Below are 15,360 nucleotides of genomic sequence, written 5' to 3' on the forward strand. Positions count from 1 at the left end.
ATAAGAAGCTGTTGCGAAATTAAATTTCGAGGGCTGTTAACTTTTTCGAGCTGGTGTTAACTTCTTGTCTTGTTTTGCCCGACAGGAAGCGATGACGAAAGAACTTATAGACGACGAACTGTGGTCACTCATCGAACCACTTCTGCCTGTGCGAGCGCCTCGCAATCGCCAGTATGCGGGCCGCAAACCGACACCCGACCGCGCGGTGCTGACGGGCATTGTGTTCGTGTTGCGCTCGGGCATTGCATGGAATCTGCTCCCGCAAGAAATGGGATGTGGTTCAGGCACGGCTTGCTGGCGACGGCTCGTCGCGTGGCAACAGGCCGGCGTCTGGCAACGCGTCCACGAAACATTGCTGGCCGAGTTGCGTCGCCGTGGCGAAATCGACCTCTCGCGTGCGCTCGTCGACAGCTCGTCGATTCGCGCCGTACTGGCGGGAAAAAAACCGGCCCGAATCCTACGGACCGGCGCAAGCTCGGCAGCAAACACCACCTCATCGTCGACGCGCAAGGCATCCCGCTCGCGGTTATCTTGACTGCCGCGAATTGCAACGACATCACGCAACTCGAAGCGTTGGTCGAGGCGATTCCTCCCATTCGCGGCAAACGTGGACGTCCTCAGCGCAAACCAAAAATGGTTCAGGGTGACCGCGGCTACAGTTCCGAGCCGCACCGGCAGCGTCTGCGCGAACGCGGCATCACACCCTTGCTTGCCAAATCGGCTCGCCTCATGGCAGTGGCCTCGGTAAAACGCGCTGGTTCATCGAACGTTCCTTTGCCTGGCTTCATGCATTCAGACGGCTCAAGATTCGCTACGAACGGTACGCACACGTGCATGAGGCGTTCCTCTCGCTCGCGTGCTGCCTGATTTGCTGGAACAAACTCAAGACAGCGTCCGATTAATTTCGCAACAGCTTCTAAGGGATGTCGGTGCTCGGGAACGGTGACGGCAGCGGGACGCGTTTCGGTTGCGGACGCGCTTGGCTGGCCCGCTTCTCCGGTTGCAACGCTTCGAGCTTGGCCTCAATCGCCGCCAGATCCGTATCGATCGCTTCGACGAGCAGGACAACTGCTCTCAGTTGACCTGCTCGCGTCGCTTGCCGAGCTGCTGCCGCTTGACGATCGACAACTTGTGCGTGAGCCGGTCGATCGTAGCCGCCCAATGCCCTCCGGCACTGTTGCTCGTCCAGCGGATCCTGGCGATTCCGATGAAACGCTTCGACAAACCATTGCTCGGGTTCCTGTCCAGGAATGAAGTTCGAGCGCATCGTCGATGCCCCCGATACAACGACGTGGCAGGGCCTCCGGGATCGCGTGCTCCTCAAGATGCTCTACAACACCGGCGCTCGTGTTTCTGAGCTGATCGGCATACACGTCGACGATCTGGAACGCGATATCACGCCGTCGGTGCGGCTGCATGGCAAGGGGCGTAAGCAGTGGACCGTACCACTATGGAGGGATACCGCTATCGAGATTCGCCGCTGGATCGAATTCACCGGCTTGCAAGAGGCCCAACCTCTGCTGCCTAATCGCTAGGGAAAGCCGATGACCCGGTCGAACGTAGCCGAGCGAATCGCACGGGCTGTAAGCACTGCAACGGCCCAATGTGCTTCGCTGCGCGGACAGACGATCTCGCCACATACGCTGCGCCATACGACAGCGATGCACTTGCTGCAGTCCGGCGTTGACCTCACGGTCATTGCGCTTTGGCTCGGGCACGAGAGTCCGGTAACGACCCACGGCTACGTCGAAGCCGATCTGGCCATGAAGGAGCGTGCCTTGGCCGCGATCGCGCCGCCCAAGACACGGCGCTCCCGTTATCGCCCGACGAACGCGCTGCTGAAGTTCCTGCAGGCGCTTTGATTATGTGCAGTTGAAAGGGGCGAGTCACGCTAACAGAGGAGGCCCGCCGCGACTACTCAGCATAATCGCGGACCGAGCATAACGCCGTTTATGCCGAGGTCGGCATAACAGACGAAACTGGCTGTTCGCTGGATCGCGGCGCGCGGGCAAGCGTGCGGCCGCGATCACGACGTTGATCCGCTCGGCGCAGTTGAACAGCCACGATCCGCTGGCCTACCTGACAGACGTATTGACCCGGTTGCCGACTCACCGTGCCCACGACATTGCTGCGTTGCTGCCTCATCGCGGGGCACCAACTGGGGCTTGATCACCTCCGCGAGTGCTCTCGTCAAGATGACGTCGCCGGGCGCTTACGTTTGAAAGGAAAGGGAAATCAGAATGGCTTCGTCGGCAGATACTTGCCATCCAACGTGATCACGGCGCGGGACCCGCCTTCGGGATCGTCAATTTTCTTCACGTCCAGGCGGAAGTTGATCGCACTGATCACACCGTCACCGAATTTTTCGTGGATCAGCGCCTTGAGCGTGGTGCCGTACACCTGCAGCATCTCGTAAAAGCGATACATGGTCGGATCGGTCGGCACGCAATCCTCGATGCAGCCGCGCATCGGAATGATCTGGAGGAACGCGATCGTTTCGGCGTCCATGTCCAACTTCTCGCCGACGATCCGGGCCGCTTCGGCCGGAAGCGGGTGCTGGCCGAGCAGCGCGGCGGTCACGAAGGCTTCGCTCAAGCCCGTGCCGTCGGCGATCTGTGCGAAGGACAGGTTCTTCCTCGCTTTGGTCATGAGAATGAGTTCGGTCAGGGATTGACGGTTGCCCTTGGTGACTTGCGAGTGGATCATAGTGATTTCTCCTTGTACTGGGGTTGAAGGTCAGGCTGCTGCAAGCATCGGAACGGGAAAGGCGAGCACGTCGGGGTAGTCGGCAAGCGAGACAAATTGCTGGCTGGCACCGTCATAGGCGTCGATGCGGCCGCTTTCGATGTCATAAACCCAACCATGCAGCGCGACACGCTTTTCCGCGAGTGCGAGGCGCACCGACGGATGCGTCATCGCGTTCGACATTTGGGCGATCACGTTCTCGCGTACCATCGAATCCACCCGCGCATGTTCGCTCTCGTGCTCGCGTGCCTCGTTCACCACGCGGGCCGAATCCGCATGGCGAAGCCAGTTGGCCACCGCGGGCATGTGGTCCATGCATTGGCAGGTCGCAATCGCGGTCATCGCGCCGCAATCGGAATGACCGCAAATCACGATGTCGGACACGCGCAGTGCGCTCACCGCGTATTCGATGGAAGCCGATACGCCGCCCGACATGGGGCTGTGCGAGGGCACGATGTTGCCCGCGTTGCGGATCACGAACAGGTCGCCCGGCTCCCGCTGCGTGACGAGCTCCGGCACCAGCCGGCTGTCGGAGCACGAGATGAAAAGCGTACGAGGGTTCTGCCGGGTCGCGAGGTCCTTGAACAGGGCAACGCGTTCTGGAAATGCTTTTTTCTGGAATTTTAGAAATCCTTCAATAATGTCTTTCATTGATTCTCCTGGCTGATTTGTGATGGATGAACGGGATGAAGATTAAATATATTGTGGAGAATGGTAAAAGTCTGATTTATGATGAATTTGATAAGGCAACCTTATGAGTGAATAAATGCTATCGAGGGGCATCAATTATTTCCTTGCCGTGGCCGAGCATCGAAGCTTCACGCGTGCGGCCACCGCGTTGTACGTATCGCAGCCCGCGCTGTCGCAGCAGATCAGGCGCCTGGAGGAATCGCTCGGCACGCAATTGTTCGATCGAACCGGCCGTGTCACGTGCCTGACCGATGCGGGCGAGGTGTATTTCCGGTTCGCACGGCGGGCACGGCAGGATCTCGAGGAAGGTAAGCGCGCGATCCATGATGTCGGCAACCTTAGTTGCGGCTCGCTGCGCGTGGCGATCACGCCGACCTTTGCGACCTATCTCGTCGGCCCGTTGATCGAGTCATTCCATGACCGCTATCCGAATATCACGCTGACCATTCGCGAGATGCCGCAGGTTCAGATGGAAGCACTGGTGCTCGACAATGAGATCGATGTTGGCATCGCGTTCGATGAAATCCGCTCGCCCGATATCGACGCTCAGCCGCTCTTGTCGGAAATGCTGGCGCTGGTCGTCAATGACGATCATCGTCTGGCCCATTGCCGGATGGTCGGCGTTGACGTACTCAATGACGAATTCATGGTTCTCCTGACGTCCGAGTTCGTGACACGCGAGCAGATCGACCGATATTTCCGCCAGAACCGGATTTGTCCGCGAATCCGGATGCAGGCAAACTCCCTGAGCACGGTCATCGAGATCGTTCAACGGACCGACCTGGCCACGCTGTTGCCGGCCAACATCGCGATGAATCGGGCTGGGCTGATCGCGATCGAGTTGAGCCCGCCCGAACTGCATCGCACGGCGGTATTGCTGCAGCGCAAGGATGCCTATCAGACGGCGGCGGCGCGTGCGTTCATCGAGCTCGCACACGCTAGCGCGGGCTGTCAGGGGCTGACCGGGTGCTGATAGTGTGTTGCTCGGGCGGCGCCACTCGCCGCGGCGTCTGCACACGATGTGTCACGAAGTAAGATTGACGGCAACACTGTCGGCCCAGCAACCGCGCTGTTGCGCCGGGATCGTCCGATCGGGCGGCTGCCGCATGCCGGCGCAGTCTTCGCGCACGCAGTTGTTCCAGCCCGCTTCGTGGATGATCGTGAATCGCATGGTCTTGCCGCGATTGGCCTGCAGCGGGATTTGCCAGAGCATGTCGTATTCGGGATTCAGGGTCGACGCGGTTGGCGTAGCGGTGCCGAACGGACCCGTTATGCGCCGTGAAACGAGGTAGTCCCATATGGCCGGTACATCCGGACGCCATCGAGTCGTGCGCGAATAGTGGTTGGCCGCGGACGTTTGAGCGTGCGTCAAGGTGACCGTCGAGGTCCGGGTCGTCGTATTGGTGTGATTGAGATTCAGCAACACGCTCACCTGGGCGCTCGGCGCAGCCGAGGCGGTGCCGGCTACCCCGACCGTGCCGCCGAATTGAAGCGCCGTCGTGTTGGCCACCGTGACTTGATTGTCGAAGCTGTCGGATGGAAAGAGCCTGATGACACTGGCCGACGTGGGGCAGATGCTGCCGCTGTCACCGAAGTTGCATCCGAAGAGTTTGGGGTCGCGCATCGACCAGTATTCGCTGCCGGCCGGATAGGTCCACGAACGGCGCTCGCGCAGATATGTCCGGCCCCAGCCCGCGTGGATTGTTGCATCCACGAGACCGTACATGACGTTGCTGTGATAAGTCGCCGTGTCGTGGAACGCACGCGTGAAGCCCGAACCGGCGCCTTCGCCGACGGTCTTGACCCAGAAGTAGAACGCCGAGTTGGCCGGCGCGAGTGCGTCTTCGCTACGAATCAGCGCCCATTCGGTCAACAGGTTGAGCCTTGCCTTGGCGGCCGTTGCCCAGTCGGGCACGGCGAGCGGCATCGACGTGCCGGGATGACGCGAGAGCGTGCCGCTTTGACACCATCGACCGACTTCCGCTGACAGCGCGCGTTGCTCGTCCGACGTCAACGGGCGCTCGAACGCGCTGGCCGCGAGCTCGTTGCCGAATGCGGTGCAGGTTTCGACGGATGAGGTCGGTCTGATTGTAAAGTTCACGCTTTTCGTGAAGTCGCCGGTGCCTGAGGATCGGGGGGCGCTTGTGGCCTGCCTGTATGTGCGAGAGTGCGTCTCCCGCGGCGTTCGCGCGGGCAACATGAGTGGCAGCGATGTGGACGATCTCGTCGGCATTTTGGCCATCTTCGTCGCGGCCGTCTTCGCCACGGAGGGCATCCACGCGCGTGCCCATGCGACTGGTCACCACGAGCGTCGTCGCATGCGGCCAGATGTGTACCTCCTTGGGTTTCGGCGCAGCCAGCGCATCCGGCGCACCGAGGATCACGACCGTTCCGCGCTCGGAGAGCGAGCGTTCGATCAGTGCGCGATAGTGATCAGCGGCCACCATCTCGGCGGGGCTTGCTTCGAGCACCAGCAGATGGGGCTCCTGCGGAACGTCGACGAGAACGGTCGGGTTGGCCAGTGCGGCCCTGAGCGTCGATATGTCCTGGCCCGCTGGGGCCACGATCGGCATGTGAGCCAGCCCACCGGGCGTGAACGGACGAGCCGTCGGGACGGATGCGAAGGTCGTCCCCGGCAGCAGCGCCTGTGCGGCATGTGCGATGAGCGCGATCGCCGCGGTTCGAAAAGCATGCATGTTGAACGTCTCGTTGGCAACCGGACTCGACCGAAGCCCGGATGAATGGCAAAGAGCCTGCTTTTTAATCGCGATGCGAGCTCGAGTGCAAGAGGGCGAACGCGCGATTCGACGCTTTCGAGGGAGCCGATTCGGCGATATCAGCTTTCGTTCGCATCGCATGGCATTTCGAGATACCAGGATGATTATCCTCGGAGCCCGTGCGGCTCACCGGCGGTCGTCGTGCGGGCCGAGCAGGCACGTATGTCGTCACGCATGTTCCGATGCGCGTGTCGATCGATGAAATATCGACAGGTCGGATCTGACCCAACAATTCACTCATAGAGCGGAGTCTCGCGTTACATGACGAACCCTTCCACACTGAATGGGTGGCTCACCCATCTTGAATCCGCCCATCCGACTGGCATCGATATGGAGCTCGCGCGAATCGATCGGGTCAAGGCCGCGCTGCAATTGTCGTTCACCTGTCCGGTCATCATGGTGGCCGGCACGAATGGCAAAGGATCGACCTGCGCGATGCTCGAGTCGATCTTGCAAGCGGCCGGCCGCACTGTGGGTTGCTACACGTCGCCGCACCTGCTCGAATTCGGCGAGCGCGCGCGCGTGAACGGCCAGCAGGTGAGCGACGCGGAGCTGCTGCCGCACTTCGAAGCCGTCGAGGCGGCGCGCACGTCGCTGCCCGAGCCGGTGTCGCTCACGTACTTCGAATTCACGACGCTCGCGATCCTGCACCTGTTCGCGTCGCGCGGGCTCGACGCGGTGATCCTCGAAGTCGGCCTCGGCGGCCGGCTCGATGCGGTCAACATCATCGATACCGATTGCGCGATCGTCACGAGCATCGACATCGACCACACCGAATACCTCGGCGACACGCGCGAGAAGATCGCATTCGAGAAGGCAGGGATCTTCCGCGCGGGCAAGCCGGCGATCTGCGGCGATCCCGCGGTGCCGAACACGCTGGTCGAGCATGCCGAAGCGATCGGCGCCGACCTGTGGCTGGTCGGTCGCGATTTCCGCTACGAAGCGCAGCCGGGCGCCGAACGCCAGCAATGGAGCTACCTCGGCCGCGAGAAGCGCTATCCGGCGCTCGCGTATCCGGCGCTGCGCGGTGCGAATCAGCTGATCAATGCATCGGCCGCGCTGGCCGCGCTCGAGGCGCTGCGCCCGGTGCTGCCGGTGTCCGCGCAGGACATCCGGCTCGGGCTCGCCAACGTCGAACTGCCGGGGCGCTTCCAGGTGCTGCCCGGCAAGCCGGCGATCGTGCTGGACGTCGCGCACAACCCGCATGCGGCGGCCGTGCTCGAGCAGAATCTCGGCAACATGGGCTTCTTCCCGTACACGTACGCGGTGTTCGGCGCGATGCACGACAAGGACATCGATGGCGTGTTGCAGCATCTGAAGGGCGAGATCGACCACTGGTGCGTGACCGACCTGCCGCTGCCGCGCGCGGCGAGCGCGGAGCAGCTCGAAGCCGCGCTGCGCAGGGCGGGTGTGAGGGATGGCTCACATTCGAGCGTGACGCGGTTCGTGTCGCCTGCCGAAGCGTTGCGCGACGCGCTGAAGCGAGCATCCGGACACGACAGGATCGTTGTATTCGGGAGTTTCTTCACGGTCGCTGGTGTGATGAGCGAAGGGCTCTGCTGACCCGTTGCGATCGCGCCATGCGGTCGAACTGTTGCCCGGGCTGCGGCAGGGTTGGAGGATAGTGCAGTGGATGGATAGGCCAGTGGATTGGCAACGACCTGAAGCGTTGTTGTCCGATCGTTCAACGTCGATGAACGCCACTGATGTCAGACAGCGCAGGCACGGTCAAGTGTGTCTGAAACCGTGCTGGCGCATCGGGTTGCCAGGCGGGCGGACGAAAGTTTGCCCGCCACCACTCAACGGCCCGAAAGAGTTTGACCGATGGCTGACCCCGACCGAAAACTGTCGCCGAAGGTGAAGCAGGTGCTGTATGCGTTTGCGGAACTGACGGAGGATGCCCAAAAAGCATTCAATGGCGCGTTGAGCGCGTATTTGCCCGCGTCGCCGGCCAGGCGCCGTCAACCGATCAAGCAATGGCAGGAGAGCGTCGACACAGCCGCGCAACGTGATTATGTCGGACCGCCCGCACAAGCGGGCTCCATGACGTAACGCAACCTTGACACGAACTGCGTACGCTTGCCGAATCGCATGGCGATCGGCGGGGCTTTTCATCTAGCTCCCGAGCATCGTAGCGACGAGCACGCAGGGGCTACCGAGCAGCGCGAAAATGTCGACACGTTGTGCGTCGGGCAACGCCGCGAGTGTGCGCACGTGCCAGACGATTCAATCAGGCAGCGCTACGTCGGACGCGTCGAACTGCGGGTAGCCGATCACGAGCGGCGGTATCCGGATTATCAACGGTTCGGTATCTCGACGCGTCGATCGTTTCGAATGTACCCACGACGATTTTTGCTTTGCCGTCGATGCTCCGTTCGGTATTCTATGTGTGCTGCCTTTTTCTCCTCGGGTAGCTTGTGTCTGTCGTTAGTACGTTCTTAATCCCGTTCAAGGCCCGAACGGGATTTTTTTTATTCCGATACTGTACTGGCGCCCGTTGCGCTCCCGACGAAGCGGCTAACCGCTGCCGAGGATGCAATCCCCGGCACGACGGGATTCATTGCGTCGTGCGGGGGAAATGAGAAGTCGCTGATCGGACGCGTCAGTTTACCGACGGCTGCGGCGGCTCGCCGGCTGTCGTCGCGGTGCGCGCCCAATCGATGAATTCGTTGTCGTAGCGGTCGCCGATATGCGCGACATGACGTTCGTAACCGTCATAGTCACCTGCGCGAAAACGCGACACGATTGCGTCGACGTCGTTGCGATGGCGCTCGAACATGAAGCGCGTCGCCATGTAGCCCCAGCGATACGCGCGGGAGACATAGTCGTGCGATGTGTAACGCGTGTTAAACACGTCTGCCAGCCGGTAGGTGCCCGAGCTCACGACGTCGATCGCTTCCGGGGCATCATTTCGCCTGGACAGATATTCTGCGACACCCTCGATCCACCATACTGTCGGCTTCGCGGTACTTGCCGCGAAGTCGCCCGCCATGTCGTAACGCGCGTCCAGATAATGCGTGAATTCATGTTCGAGATTCCAGACTGCGAACTGGGGGCGTAGCCATGACGCTTCATGCATGATGATGCGTGCCCGGTTGTCGGGCGCGGATGGATCGCCTTCGAGGAATATGCCACCGTTGTCGGTGTTCACGCCATAAATAGCCGACGCGTATTTGCGATAGTTGGTGTAGTCCTCGAACACGACGAGATCGATCAGGTCGTTACGATCACCGGCGACCGGCTTTCTCGCGGTCTTCATCATTCTGTGGAAGTAGTCTTCCTGCCGCGCGACTGCCGCACACACCGTACGAATCCTGGCCGGTGGAATGGTCTGTGCGAGAACGCGCACGTGAGCGTTGCAGGCCAGACGATTGGGCAGAACCGCGTCGATCAGACGATTCTTGTAGTCGCATATCCCGTAATCGGCACACTGGCCGCGATCGTTGTAGTCAGCGGTTTCTGCTGCCGCCAGCCACAGCTCATTACCGGCACCTGTCATTGTGGTTGCGGCCAGCATGTTCCGGATCATTCGCTTCACGCGGGGCTTCTGTTGCGGATAGCGAATGAAGCGATAGGCCTCGCGCGCCGTGTCGGCCAGGAGGTGGACGTCGCGCGCATTCGACAGGGTGACGCGATTCGCTCTGACAAAGCGATCGAGCACTTCGGGATACGAGGAATCCGTTTCCAGTGCTATCCGTGTGGCAGGTCGTTGATGTGCATAGAAGAATACGGTCAGCAATCCGGTGAAAGCCCCGGCGGCCCCAGGCTGACGGAGTGGCTCGGCAGCCTGAGGATTCGTCACGGTCGCCGTATAGCGCTCGATACGAACTTTCGCAGCGGGCAAGTAATACGCCTCGTCCTGCATGTTCGTAATCAGCTTCATCAGCTCGTTCGCGGTACTTGGTGCGCGAGGGTTCTCGCGATACAGCGTGTCGCTCATCATGCTGCGTCGAATGTGCGGGCGCAACATCATGGCCAGATTTGGCGTCGGATTGCGCAGCGCCGACACTTCAAATTGGTAATACGCGGCCCGCAAATAGATCAGCAGGTTGACCAGAACCAGATTGGTCGCATCGTATCGCGACAATTCCAGCTGGAATCTGTTGGCAACCGCATGGAGATTCGACACGCTGAAGATCTGGGTGGCCAATGCGGGCTCGATGGAGAACAGCCCGTAGTGACACTCGTAGTCAGGCAGATTCGCGATATGGTCGGCGAGTGCCTCCGCCTGAAATCCGGTGATCGCCGCCATGTCGCGACAATCGTTCACGGCGCTGCGCTTGCCGCGCATTGAGCGTGGTCGGGGTTGCGTGCTGTCGGTCAGTGACGCGCGATCCTGCTTGCTGAGCGGCAGGTTGTACTCGGCCTGTTCGGGAGATGGAGGAAGATTTTGCGGCAGGCGTGGCATGCGGACTTGTCGATCGCGCGACGAGGATGATTCGGCGAATGCCGGTTCGGGCGCGAGCATCGAAATGGCGATCGCTGTAGCGGCAATGAAGCAATGCCATAGGTGGAATATCGGTTTGGTCGTCATGCTTGAATACAGGTCTCCAGAGGAAAATCACCAAGCGCCATTGCGCCGATGGTGCGTCATCGTTGTCAACAAATCGCGATTCAGTTGCAATTTGCCGTTCGCTTTATGACGTGGTCGGAACAGCATGTCAACCGTTTGGCTTTCTAAACAATTCACGATATTATTGAGAATCGGCCCGAAGAAAATGGCGCCGCGACGGATGACACTGCTTCGCGCGGGTACGGCGCAGCGCTCGAGTGTGCCGTGTGATGACGAATGTCTGCATCAGCGTCGGGATGACGGACGGCGCTTGTCGAAGAAATGCCCCATCAGTTCGAGCAGCGGCCTGCGTCGCTTGGTTATCGCGAACGCCCATTCGTGAGTTTGATTCGGCAAACCGGTGACTTGCGTCGCATCGATGAGCCGCTGCGCACGAGGAAGCGCGTGCCACGGGAGCCACGGATAGGCATGGTGGGCGACATGCAGATTGAAGTTCAGGATCACCCAGCGCGACCACACGGGGAGGTGGGCACAACTATGGGATACGACGTCTTGCTCCCAGAGCGGCGGGCGAGCGGCGTCGTGCGCGAGCAGGGGTATTTCGGCGTGGTGGGGAAGGTTGACGAGTTCGACGGCGACAAGCAGCGCGATCCAGAGGATTGCCGCGAATGCGATGAGATTGCTCAACACACCCGCGCGCCAGGCCAGTGTGCCGGCCACCACATAACCAGCGAGGTAGACCGCGCAGGATGCGAACTCGGTATTCGATTTTGACCGATGCGCACGCGTATCGCGGTACTGGAACGGCGCAAGCCAGTGGCTGATGAAGTGATTGAAGGCGAGCATCGGGATCCAGTGCCGCCAGATGAACTCGAGCGTGCGCGCCTCGCGGTCCGTCATCACGGAAAACTTCTGGATCATTTTCTTGTTTTCCGGATCGCGAGATGGATGGGCCGCCCACGCGTGATGCCCGAGATGCGATCGTCGCCGGGGCAGGAAGGGCAACCCGATGAGCCAACTGCAGACGTGGCCGACGACTTCGTTGTAGATGCGCGTGTTCGAGACGGAATAGTGGATCGCCTCGTGCATGATCAGGTAGATCTGAAGCAGCGCGAGCATGCCGAGAATCAATGCGGCGAGTCGTTCGAGACCCCCGGCGAGCCATAACGACCAGGCAAAGGCAAGCAAGCCCAGATCGAAGAGCCACAATGCAATCGTCTCGTTTCCGGTCGGCCCTTTCGGCAGGTGCTCCTTGATCGAGCGCCAATCGTCCTTGGTCATTCTCTACCTCGTTGTAATGGTTGGCGTGAATCACGTGCGGCACATGGCCGGTGCCGCCCCAAAAAGGGCATCAAGCGGCCAGGATGCGCTGGGCGATTTCTTGGTAGGCCGCGTCGAGCGTATCGATGTGCCGATCCATTCCGTTCTTGGCGGGTAAGCCGGGGCCACGGCGCGCAAGCAGCACGCAGTCGTAGCGTGCACCGCGGCTCCAGTGCCATGCGGGGAGGTAGGCGGTGATGCGAAATCCTGTCTCGAGCATCGTGCGGATCAGCGTCGACTTGTCCGCAAGCACGATTGCCCCGACATACGCATGTGTATCGTGACGTTTCAGGAAGCGAAGCAGATCGGCCGCGATGTCGAGCTCGGTCATGAATGGGCCGCCGATGTGTCGGCACAGATAGAGTGCGTTGACCCGATCGTCCCGTCGAAACGTGAAACCGTCGCAGAAATCGTCCCCGTGCCCCCAGAAACAGATGTCAGGGTAGGGCTCGGGGGCGCCGGCGAGACCGAGGGGCTCGAGGAGCTCGCTTTGCAGGAAGGCGGATTCCCGAAAGATCGGCGCGAGTGGCGAGCAATGCTTGAACCCCGGTGACGGGAACTTGCCGATCGCGACGACGTGGTGCTCGTGTACGCCGTGCACCATGTTGGGCGCCCCGTCGTGCCCGACCACCACTGAATCGACGTGAGCCTGCAGTGCCCGCAGTGCGACATCGTTACGCGCGATCGCGAAGGCGAGATCATGATCCGTCGTGGGCATCGCGTCGATCACGGATTGCATCAGCGATGACAGAACGCCTAGCTGCCGATGGCGCTGCGAAATCATCGCGCGCCCGAACTCCCACGAACGGTTCTGGACGTTGTAGCTGACACTCACACAGCCGATCGCGGCTCCCCGCTCTTCTTCAGCGACAAACCATATCTCTGAATTGTGTGATATGGCGCGGCGCACAAAGCGTTCATCCAGGCACGGATGGGATGAGTCGCCGTACTCCCGCTCGAACAAAGCACAGAGACGGGCGACGTCCGAAACTGCGCCGCGCCGGATCGTGAATTGCGGGTGATTCGGGTTGGGTCGAGTCATAATATTTTTGAATTCGTGTATCTGTAAATTCGAATGAATTATTTATGGGTTTTAATGTTTGGATTGATTTTAAGTCGACCGAATATCAGTGGAGTGACTCTAAGGAACAGGGTGTTTGCATGTCAAATGGTTTTGTAGAAATAGGGGTGATTACGGTTGTTTGAATTATCTGTTGGACGATCGTCGGAATGCGAAATGCTGTCAGCCGCATAAGTTTTCCGGGCCGTGCATTATGTTTATTGCTTTCCTTGAAAGGGCGCGATCAGCGCATCGATGGTCGCCGGATAGCGTGGATTGCCGTGGTTGCTGGCGCGGGTGAATTGGATACTGATGTCAAATAATCAGCTCGAATGAGCGGGTCGCTGAAAATATAACTTCGCTGATATCGGTTCCATTTCGCGTTGGAATGATTGTTCTACTTAATTACTGCTCGTTCGGGCGGTATGCCGCTAATCTCGCATTTTCGTTTTTGAGTCATTCCGGATTTTGTCTGAATTGAACTCGGTTCGCTTTGGGGGTGAATCCGAGGGCGTTTCACGATTGCGTCGATTCTGACCCGGTCGGTATGGCGTGCATGCTGACGAGCGGGCAGCCTCGCTGCCCAATTGTTGCCGGCGAATCAATTTGTTTTCGGTAAAGGAAATGGATAATTTTTGTGTCGCTAATTTACCTGTTCTCGAGGATTGGCCGCAGTTCATTTTCGAGCGACCGGACCTGCACTTTCCGCGTAACCTGAACTGTGCCGCCGCGTTGCTGGACGCCGCGGTCGACGAGCTCAACTGGGGCGATCGGATCGCGATCAGGACTGGGTCGGGGCTGACGTGGACATATCGTGCATTGCGAGATGCCAGCAACCGGATCGCGAACATGCTGGTGCGCGATGGCGGCCTGGTTCCGGGCAACCGTGTTTTGCTGCACGGAACGAATCATCCAATTCTTGCCGCTGCATGGTTTGGCGTGGTCAAGGCCGGCGGCGTGGCTGTCACGACGATGCCGCTGCTGCGCTCTGGAGAGTTGTCGGTCATCATCGCCCGCGCGAAGGTATCCCATGTCCTATGCGAGGCGGCGTTGCGGCCGGCACTTGAGCCCGCGCTGGAAATACAACGCGACACGTGCTTTGTGCGGTGCTATGAAACCGAGGGAGCCGGCCTGCCCGACCCGTTGCTGCGCGAGTATTCCGATCGGTTCAAGGCCGTCCCGACGCGCGCATACGATCCATGCGTGATCGCGTTCACATCGGGCACGACCGGCGAACCGAAGGCAACCGTACACTTCCATCGCGACGTGATGGCGGTCTGTCGATGCTTTCCCCAACACGTGCTCAAGCCGACGGCCGACGACGTTTTTTGCGGATCGTCGCCACTCGGTTTCACGTTCGGTCTCGGCGCGCTGCTGCTGTTTCCGATCAGTGTTGGCGCCAGTGTCGTACTGCTGCCCAAGGCGAGCCCTTCGCGATTGCTGGAGGCGATCGCCGAGCACCGGGTCAGTATCCTGTTCAGCGTGCCGACCGCGTATCGAGCGATGCTCGACGAGCTCGACGGCTACGATGTGTCGAGCCTGCGCAAATGTGTATCGGCCGGCGAGGCACTTCCGTCCGTGACGCGTCACGCGTGGTGTGAACGCACCGGCATCCGCCTGATCGACGGGATCGGGTCCACCGAGATGCTGCATATCTTTGCGTCCAGTCACGACGGTCAGTCAAAGGAGGGCGCGATCGGCAAGGCAGTACCAGGCTACCGTCTGGCCATACTCGACGATCGCGGCCGGCGCCTGCCGCCTTATCAGGTCGGCAATCTCGCGGTGCTGGGGCCGACCGGATGTCGCTATCTGAACGATTCGCGGCAGCGGCAGTATGTCAAGCATGGCTGGAACCTGACGGGAGACGCGGCGTACCTGGACGACGAAGGCTACTTGTTCTACCAGGCACGCGCGGACGAGATGATCATCAGTTCCGGCTACACGATTTCACCCGGCGAAGTCGAGCACGCGCTGCTGCGGCATCCGGATGTTGCCGAGTGCTGCGTGGTCGGTCAGCCCGACGAGCGGGGCGCAACGCTGGTCTGTGCGCATATCGTGTTGCGCGATGGCGTCGAAGGATCGGACGCATTGACCGAGCAGTTGTTGCTGCACGTGCAGCGCCTGATCGCGCCGTACAAGTGCCCGCGCAAGCTTTCTTATCACGCAGGTGAATTGCCGCGAAACGCATCGGGAAAGATCCGGCGTGTCGCGCTCCGGCAGCGTCAACGCCATGTCGCGTGGCCCGCGGTCTGAAC

General features: G+C 60.4%; 12 protein-coding genes and 3 pseudogenes. 7 read left to right on the plus strand and 8 right to left on the minus strand.

Translation table 11 applies throughout. The features are described from left to right. Positions 1 to 91: 91 nt before the first annotated feature. Positions 92 to 902, plus strand: a pseudogene (locus ACV22W_RS31760) (IS5 family transposase). A 172-nt stretch (positions 903 to 1,074) separates the two neighbouring features. On the opposite strand, the gene ACV22W_RS31765 reads toward ACV22W_RS31760, so the two are convergent. Then, complete coding sequence (locus tag ACV22W_RS31765; protein WP_448023400.1) at positions 1,075 to 1,224, minus strand: hypothetical protein; 150 nt, start codon at positions 1,222 to 1,224, stop codon at positions 1,075 to 1,077. Between the two features lie 26 nt (positions 1,225 to 1,250). Here ACV22W_RS31765 and ACV22W_RS31770 point away from each other — a divergent pair. Together ACV22W_RS31770 and ACV22W_RS31775 are read left to right on the plus strand one after the other, a co-directional pair. Continuing rightward, a pseudogene (locus ACV22W_RS31770) lies at positions 1,251 to 1,862 on the plus strand (tyrosine-type recombinase/integrase). Between the two features lie 109 nt (positions 1,863 to 1,971). Beyond that, positions 1,972 to 2,169 (plus strand): annotated as a pseudogene (locus tag ACV22W_RS31775) (transposase domain-containing protein); the annotation flags it as partial. 66 nt (positions 2,170 to 2,235) lie between these two features. On the opposite strand, the gene cynS reads toward ACV22W_RS31775, so the two are convergent. Next, positions 2,236 to 2,706 (minus strand): cyanase, encoded by a 471-nt coding sequence (cynS, locus tag ACV22W_RS31780; protein ID WP_448023402.1) that lies wholly within the window; start codon positions 2,704 to 2,706, stop codon positions 2,236 to 2,238. Between the two features lie 30 nt (positions 2,707 to 2,736). Continuing rightward, complete coding sequence (locus ACV22W_RS31785) at positions 2,737 to 3,396, minus strand: carbonic anhydrase (RefSeq protein ID WP_448023404.1); 660 nt, start codon at positions 3,394 to 3,396, stop codon at positions 2,737 to 2,739. Between the two features lie 115 nt (positions 3,397 to 3,511). Here ACV22W_RS31785 and cynR point away from each other — a divergent pair, with 115 nt between their 5' ends. Continuing rightward, the gene (gene cynR, locus ACV22W_RS31790) at positions 3,512 to 4,408 is read left to right on the plus strand and encodes a transcriptional regulator CynR (protein WP_448023406.1); all 897 of its coding nucleotides are present in this window, start codon (positions 3,512 to 3,514) and stop codon (positions 4,406 to 4,408) included. A gap of 51 nt (positions 4,409 to 4,459) precedes the next feature. On the opposite strand, the gene ACV22W_RS31795 is transcribed toward cynR, so the two are convergent. After that, positions 4,460 to 5,362: a hypothetical protein gene (locus tag ACV22W_RS31795; protein ID WP_448023407.1), complete on the minus strand. Its 903-nt coding sequence runs from the start codon at positions 5,360 to 5,362 to the stop codon at positions 4,460 to 4,462. Further along, the gene (locus ACV22W_RS31800) at positions 5,283 to 6,131 is read right to left on the minus strand and encodes a hypothetical protein (protein ID WP_448023409.1); all 849 of its coding nucleotides are present in this window, start codon (positions 6,129 to 6,131) and stop codon (positions 5,283 to 5,285) included. Before ACV22W_RS31800 ends, ACV22W_RS31795 begins: the two co-directional genes overlap by 80 nt. A 342-nt stretch (positions 6,132 to 6,473) precedes the next feature. Here ACV22W_RS31800 and folC point away from each other — a divergent pair, with 342 nt between their 5' ends. Continuing rightward, entirely contained in the window at positions 6,474 to 7,775 is a 1,302-nt protein-coding gene (folC, locus tag ACV22W_RS31805) for a bifunctional tetrahydrofolate synthase/dihydrofolate synthase (protein ID WP_448023411.1), read from the plus strand. Between the two features lie 261 nt (positions 7,776 to 8,036). Next, a complete protein-coding gene (locus tag ACV22W_RS31810) occupies positions 8,037 to 8,264 on the plus strand; it encodes a hypothetical protein (RefSeq protein ID WP_448023412.1) in 228 nt (75 codons plus the stop codon). A gap of 550 nt (positions 8,265 to 8,814) precedes the next feature. On the opposite strand, the gene ACV22W_RS31815 is transcribed toward ACV22W_RS31810, so the two are convergent. The 3 genes from ACV22W_RS31815 to ACV22W_RS31825 all read right to left on the minus strand — a co-directional run bounded on the left by ACV22W_RS31815 (position 8,815) and on the right by ACV22W_RS31825 (position 13,087). Then, the gene (locus ACV22W_RS31815) at positions 8,815 to 10,680 is read right to left on the minus strand and encodes a collagenase (RefSeq protein WP_448023429.1); all 1,866 of its coding nucleotides are present in this window, start codon (positions 10,678 to 10,680) and stop codon (positions 8,815 to 8,817) included. A gap of 330 nt (positions 10,681 to 11,010) precedes the next feature. Then, positions 11,011 to 12,006, minus strand: a complete 996-nt coding sequence (locus ACV22W_RS31820) for a fatty acid desaturase family protein (protein ID WP_448023414.1) — start codon at positions 12,004 to 12,006, stop codon at positions 11,011 to 11,013. A 70-nt stretch (positions 12,007 to 12,076) separates the two neighbouring features. After that, positions 12,077 to 13,087: a GNAT family N-acetyltransferase gene (locus ACV22W_RS31825; RefSeq protein ID WP_448023416.1), complete on the minus strand. Its 1,011-nt coding sequence runs from the start codon at positions 13,085 to 13,087 to the stop codon at positions 12,077 to 12,079. A gap of 642 nt (positions 13,088 to 13,729) precedes the next feature. On the opposite strand from ACV22W_RS31825, the gene ACV22W_RS31830 reads away from it, so the two are divergent. Continuing rightward, positions 13,730 to 15,358 (plus strand): AMP-binding protein, encoded by a 1,629-nt coding sequence (locus tag ACV22W_RS31830; protein ID WP_448023431.1) that lies wholly within the window; start codon positions 13,730 to 13,732, stop codon positions 15,356 to 15,358. Positions 15,359 to 15,360 lie beyond the last annotated feature (2 nt).

The organism is Burkholderia sp. AW49-1 (assembly GCF_053427845.1).

What these genes read in the sequence shown, in the direction of transcription:
- cynS (WP_448023402.1), bottom strand. Translation starts at nt 2,706, where the DNA reads ATGATCCACTCGCAAGTCACCAAGGGCAACCGTCAATCCCTGACCGAA.
- ACV22W_RS31785 (WP_448023404.1), bottom strand. Translation starts at nt 3,396, where the DNA reads ATGAAAGACATTATTGAAGGATTTCTAAAATTCCAGAAAAAAGCATTT.
- cynR (WP_448023406.1), top strand. Translation starts at nt 3,512, where the DNA reads ATGCTATCGAGGGGCATCAATTATTTCCTTGCCGTGGCCGAGCATCGA.
- ACV22W_RS31795 (WP_448023407.1), bottom strand. Translation starts at nt 5,362, where the DNA reads ATGCCGCTCGCCGTGCCCGACTGGGCAACGGCCGCCAAGGCAAGGCTC.
- ACV22W_RS31800 (WP_448023409.1), bottom strand. Translation starts at nt 6,131, where the DNA reads ATGCATGCTTTTCGAACCGCGGCGATCGCGCTCATCGCACATGCCGCA.
- folC (WP_448023411.1), top strand. Translation starts at nt 6,474, where the DNA reads ATGACGAACCCTTCCACACTGAATGGGTGGCTCACCCATCTTGAATCC.
- ACV22W_RS31810 (WP_448023412.1), top strand. Translation starts at nt 8,037, where the DNA reads ATGGCTGACCCCGACCGAAAACTGTCGCCGAAGGTGAAGCAGGTGCTG.
- ACV22W_RS31815 (WP_448023429.1), bottom strand. Translation starts at nt 10,680, where the DNA reads ATGCTCGCGCCCGAACCGGCATTCGCCGAATCATCCTCGTCGCGCGAT.
- ACV22W_RS31820 (WP_448023414.1), bottom strand. Translation starts at nt 12,006, where the DNA reads ATGACCAAGGACGATTGGCGCTCGATCAAGGAGCACCTGCCGAAAGGG.
- ACV22W_RS31825 (WP_448023416.1), bottom strand. Translation starts at nt 13,087, where the DNA reads ATGACTCGACCCAACCCGAATCACCCGCAATTCACGATCCGGCGCGGC.
- ACV22W_RS31830 (WP_448023431.1), top strand. Translation starts at nt 13,730, where the DNA reads ATGGATAATTTTTGTGTCGCTAATTTACCTGTTCTCGAGGATTGGCCG.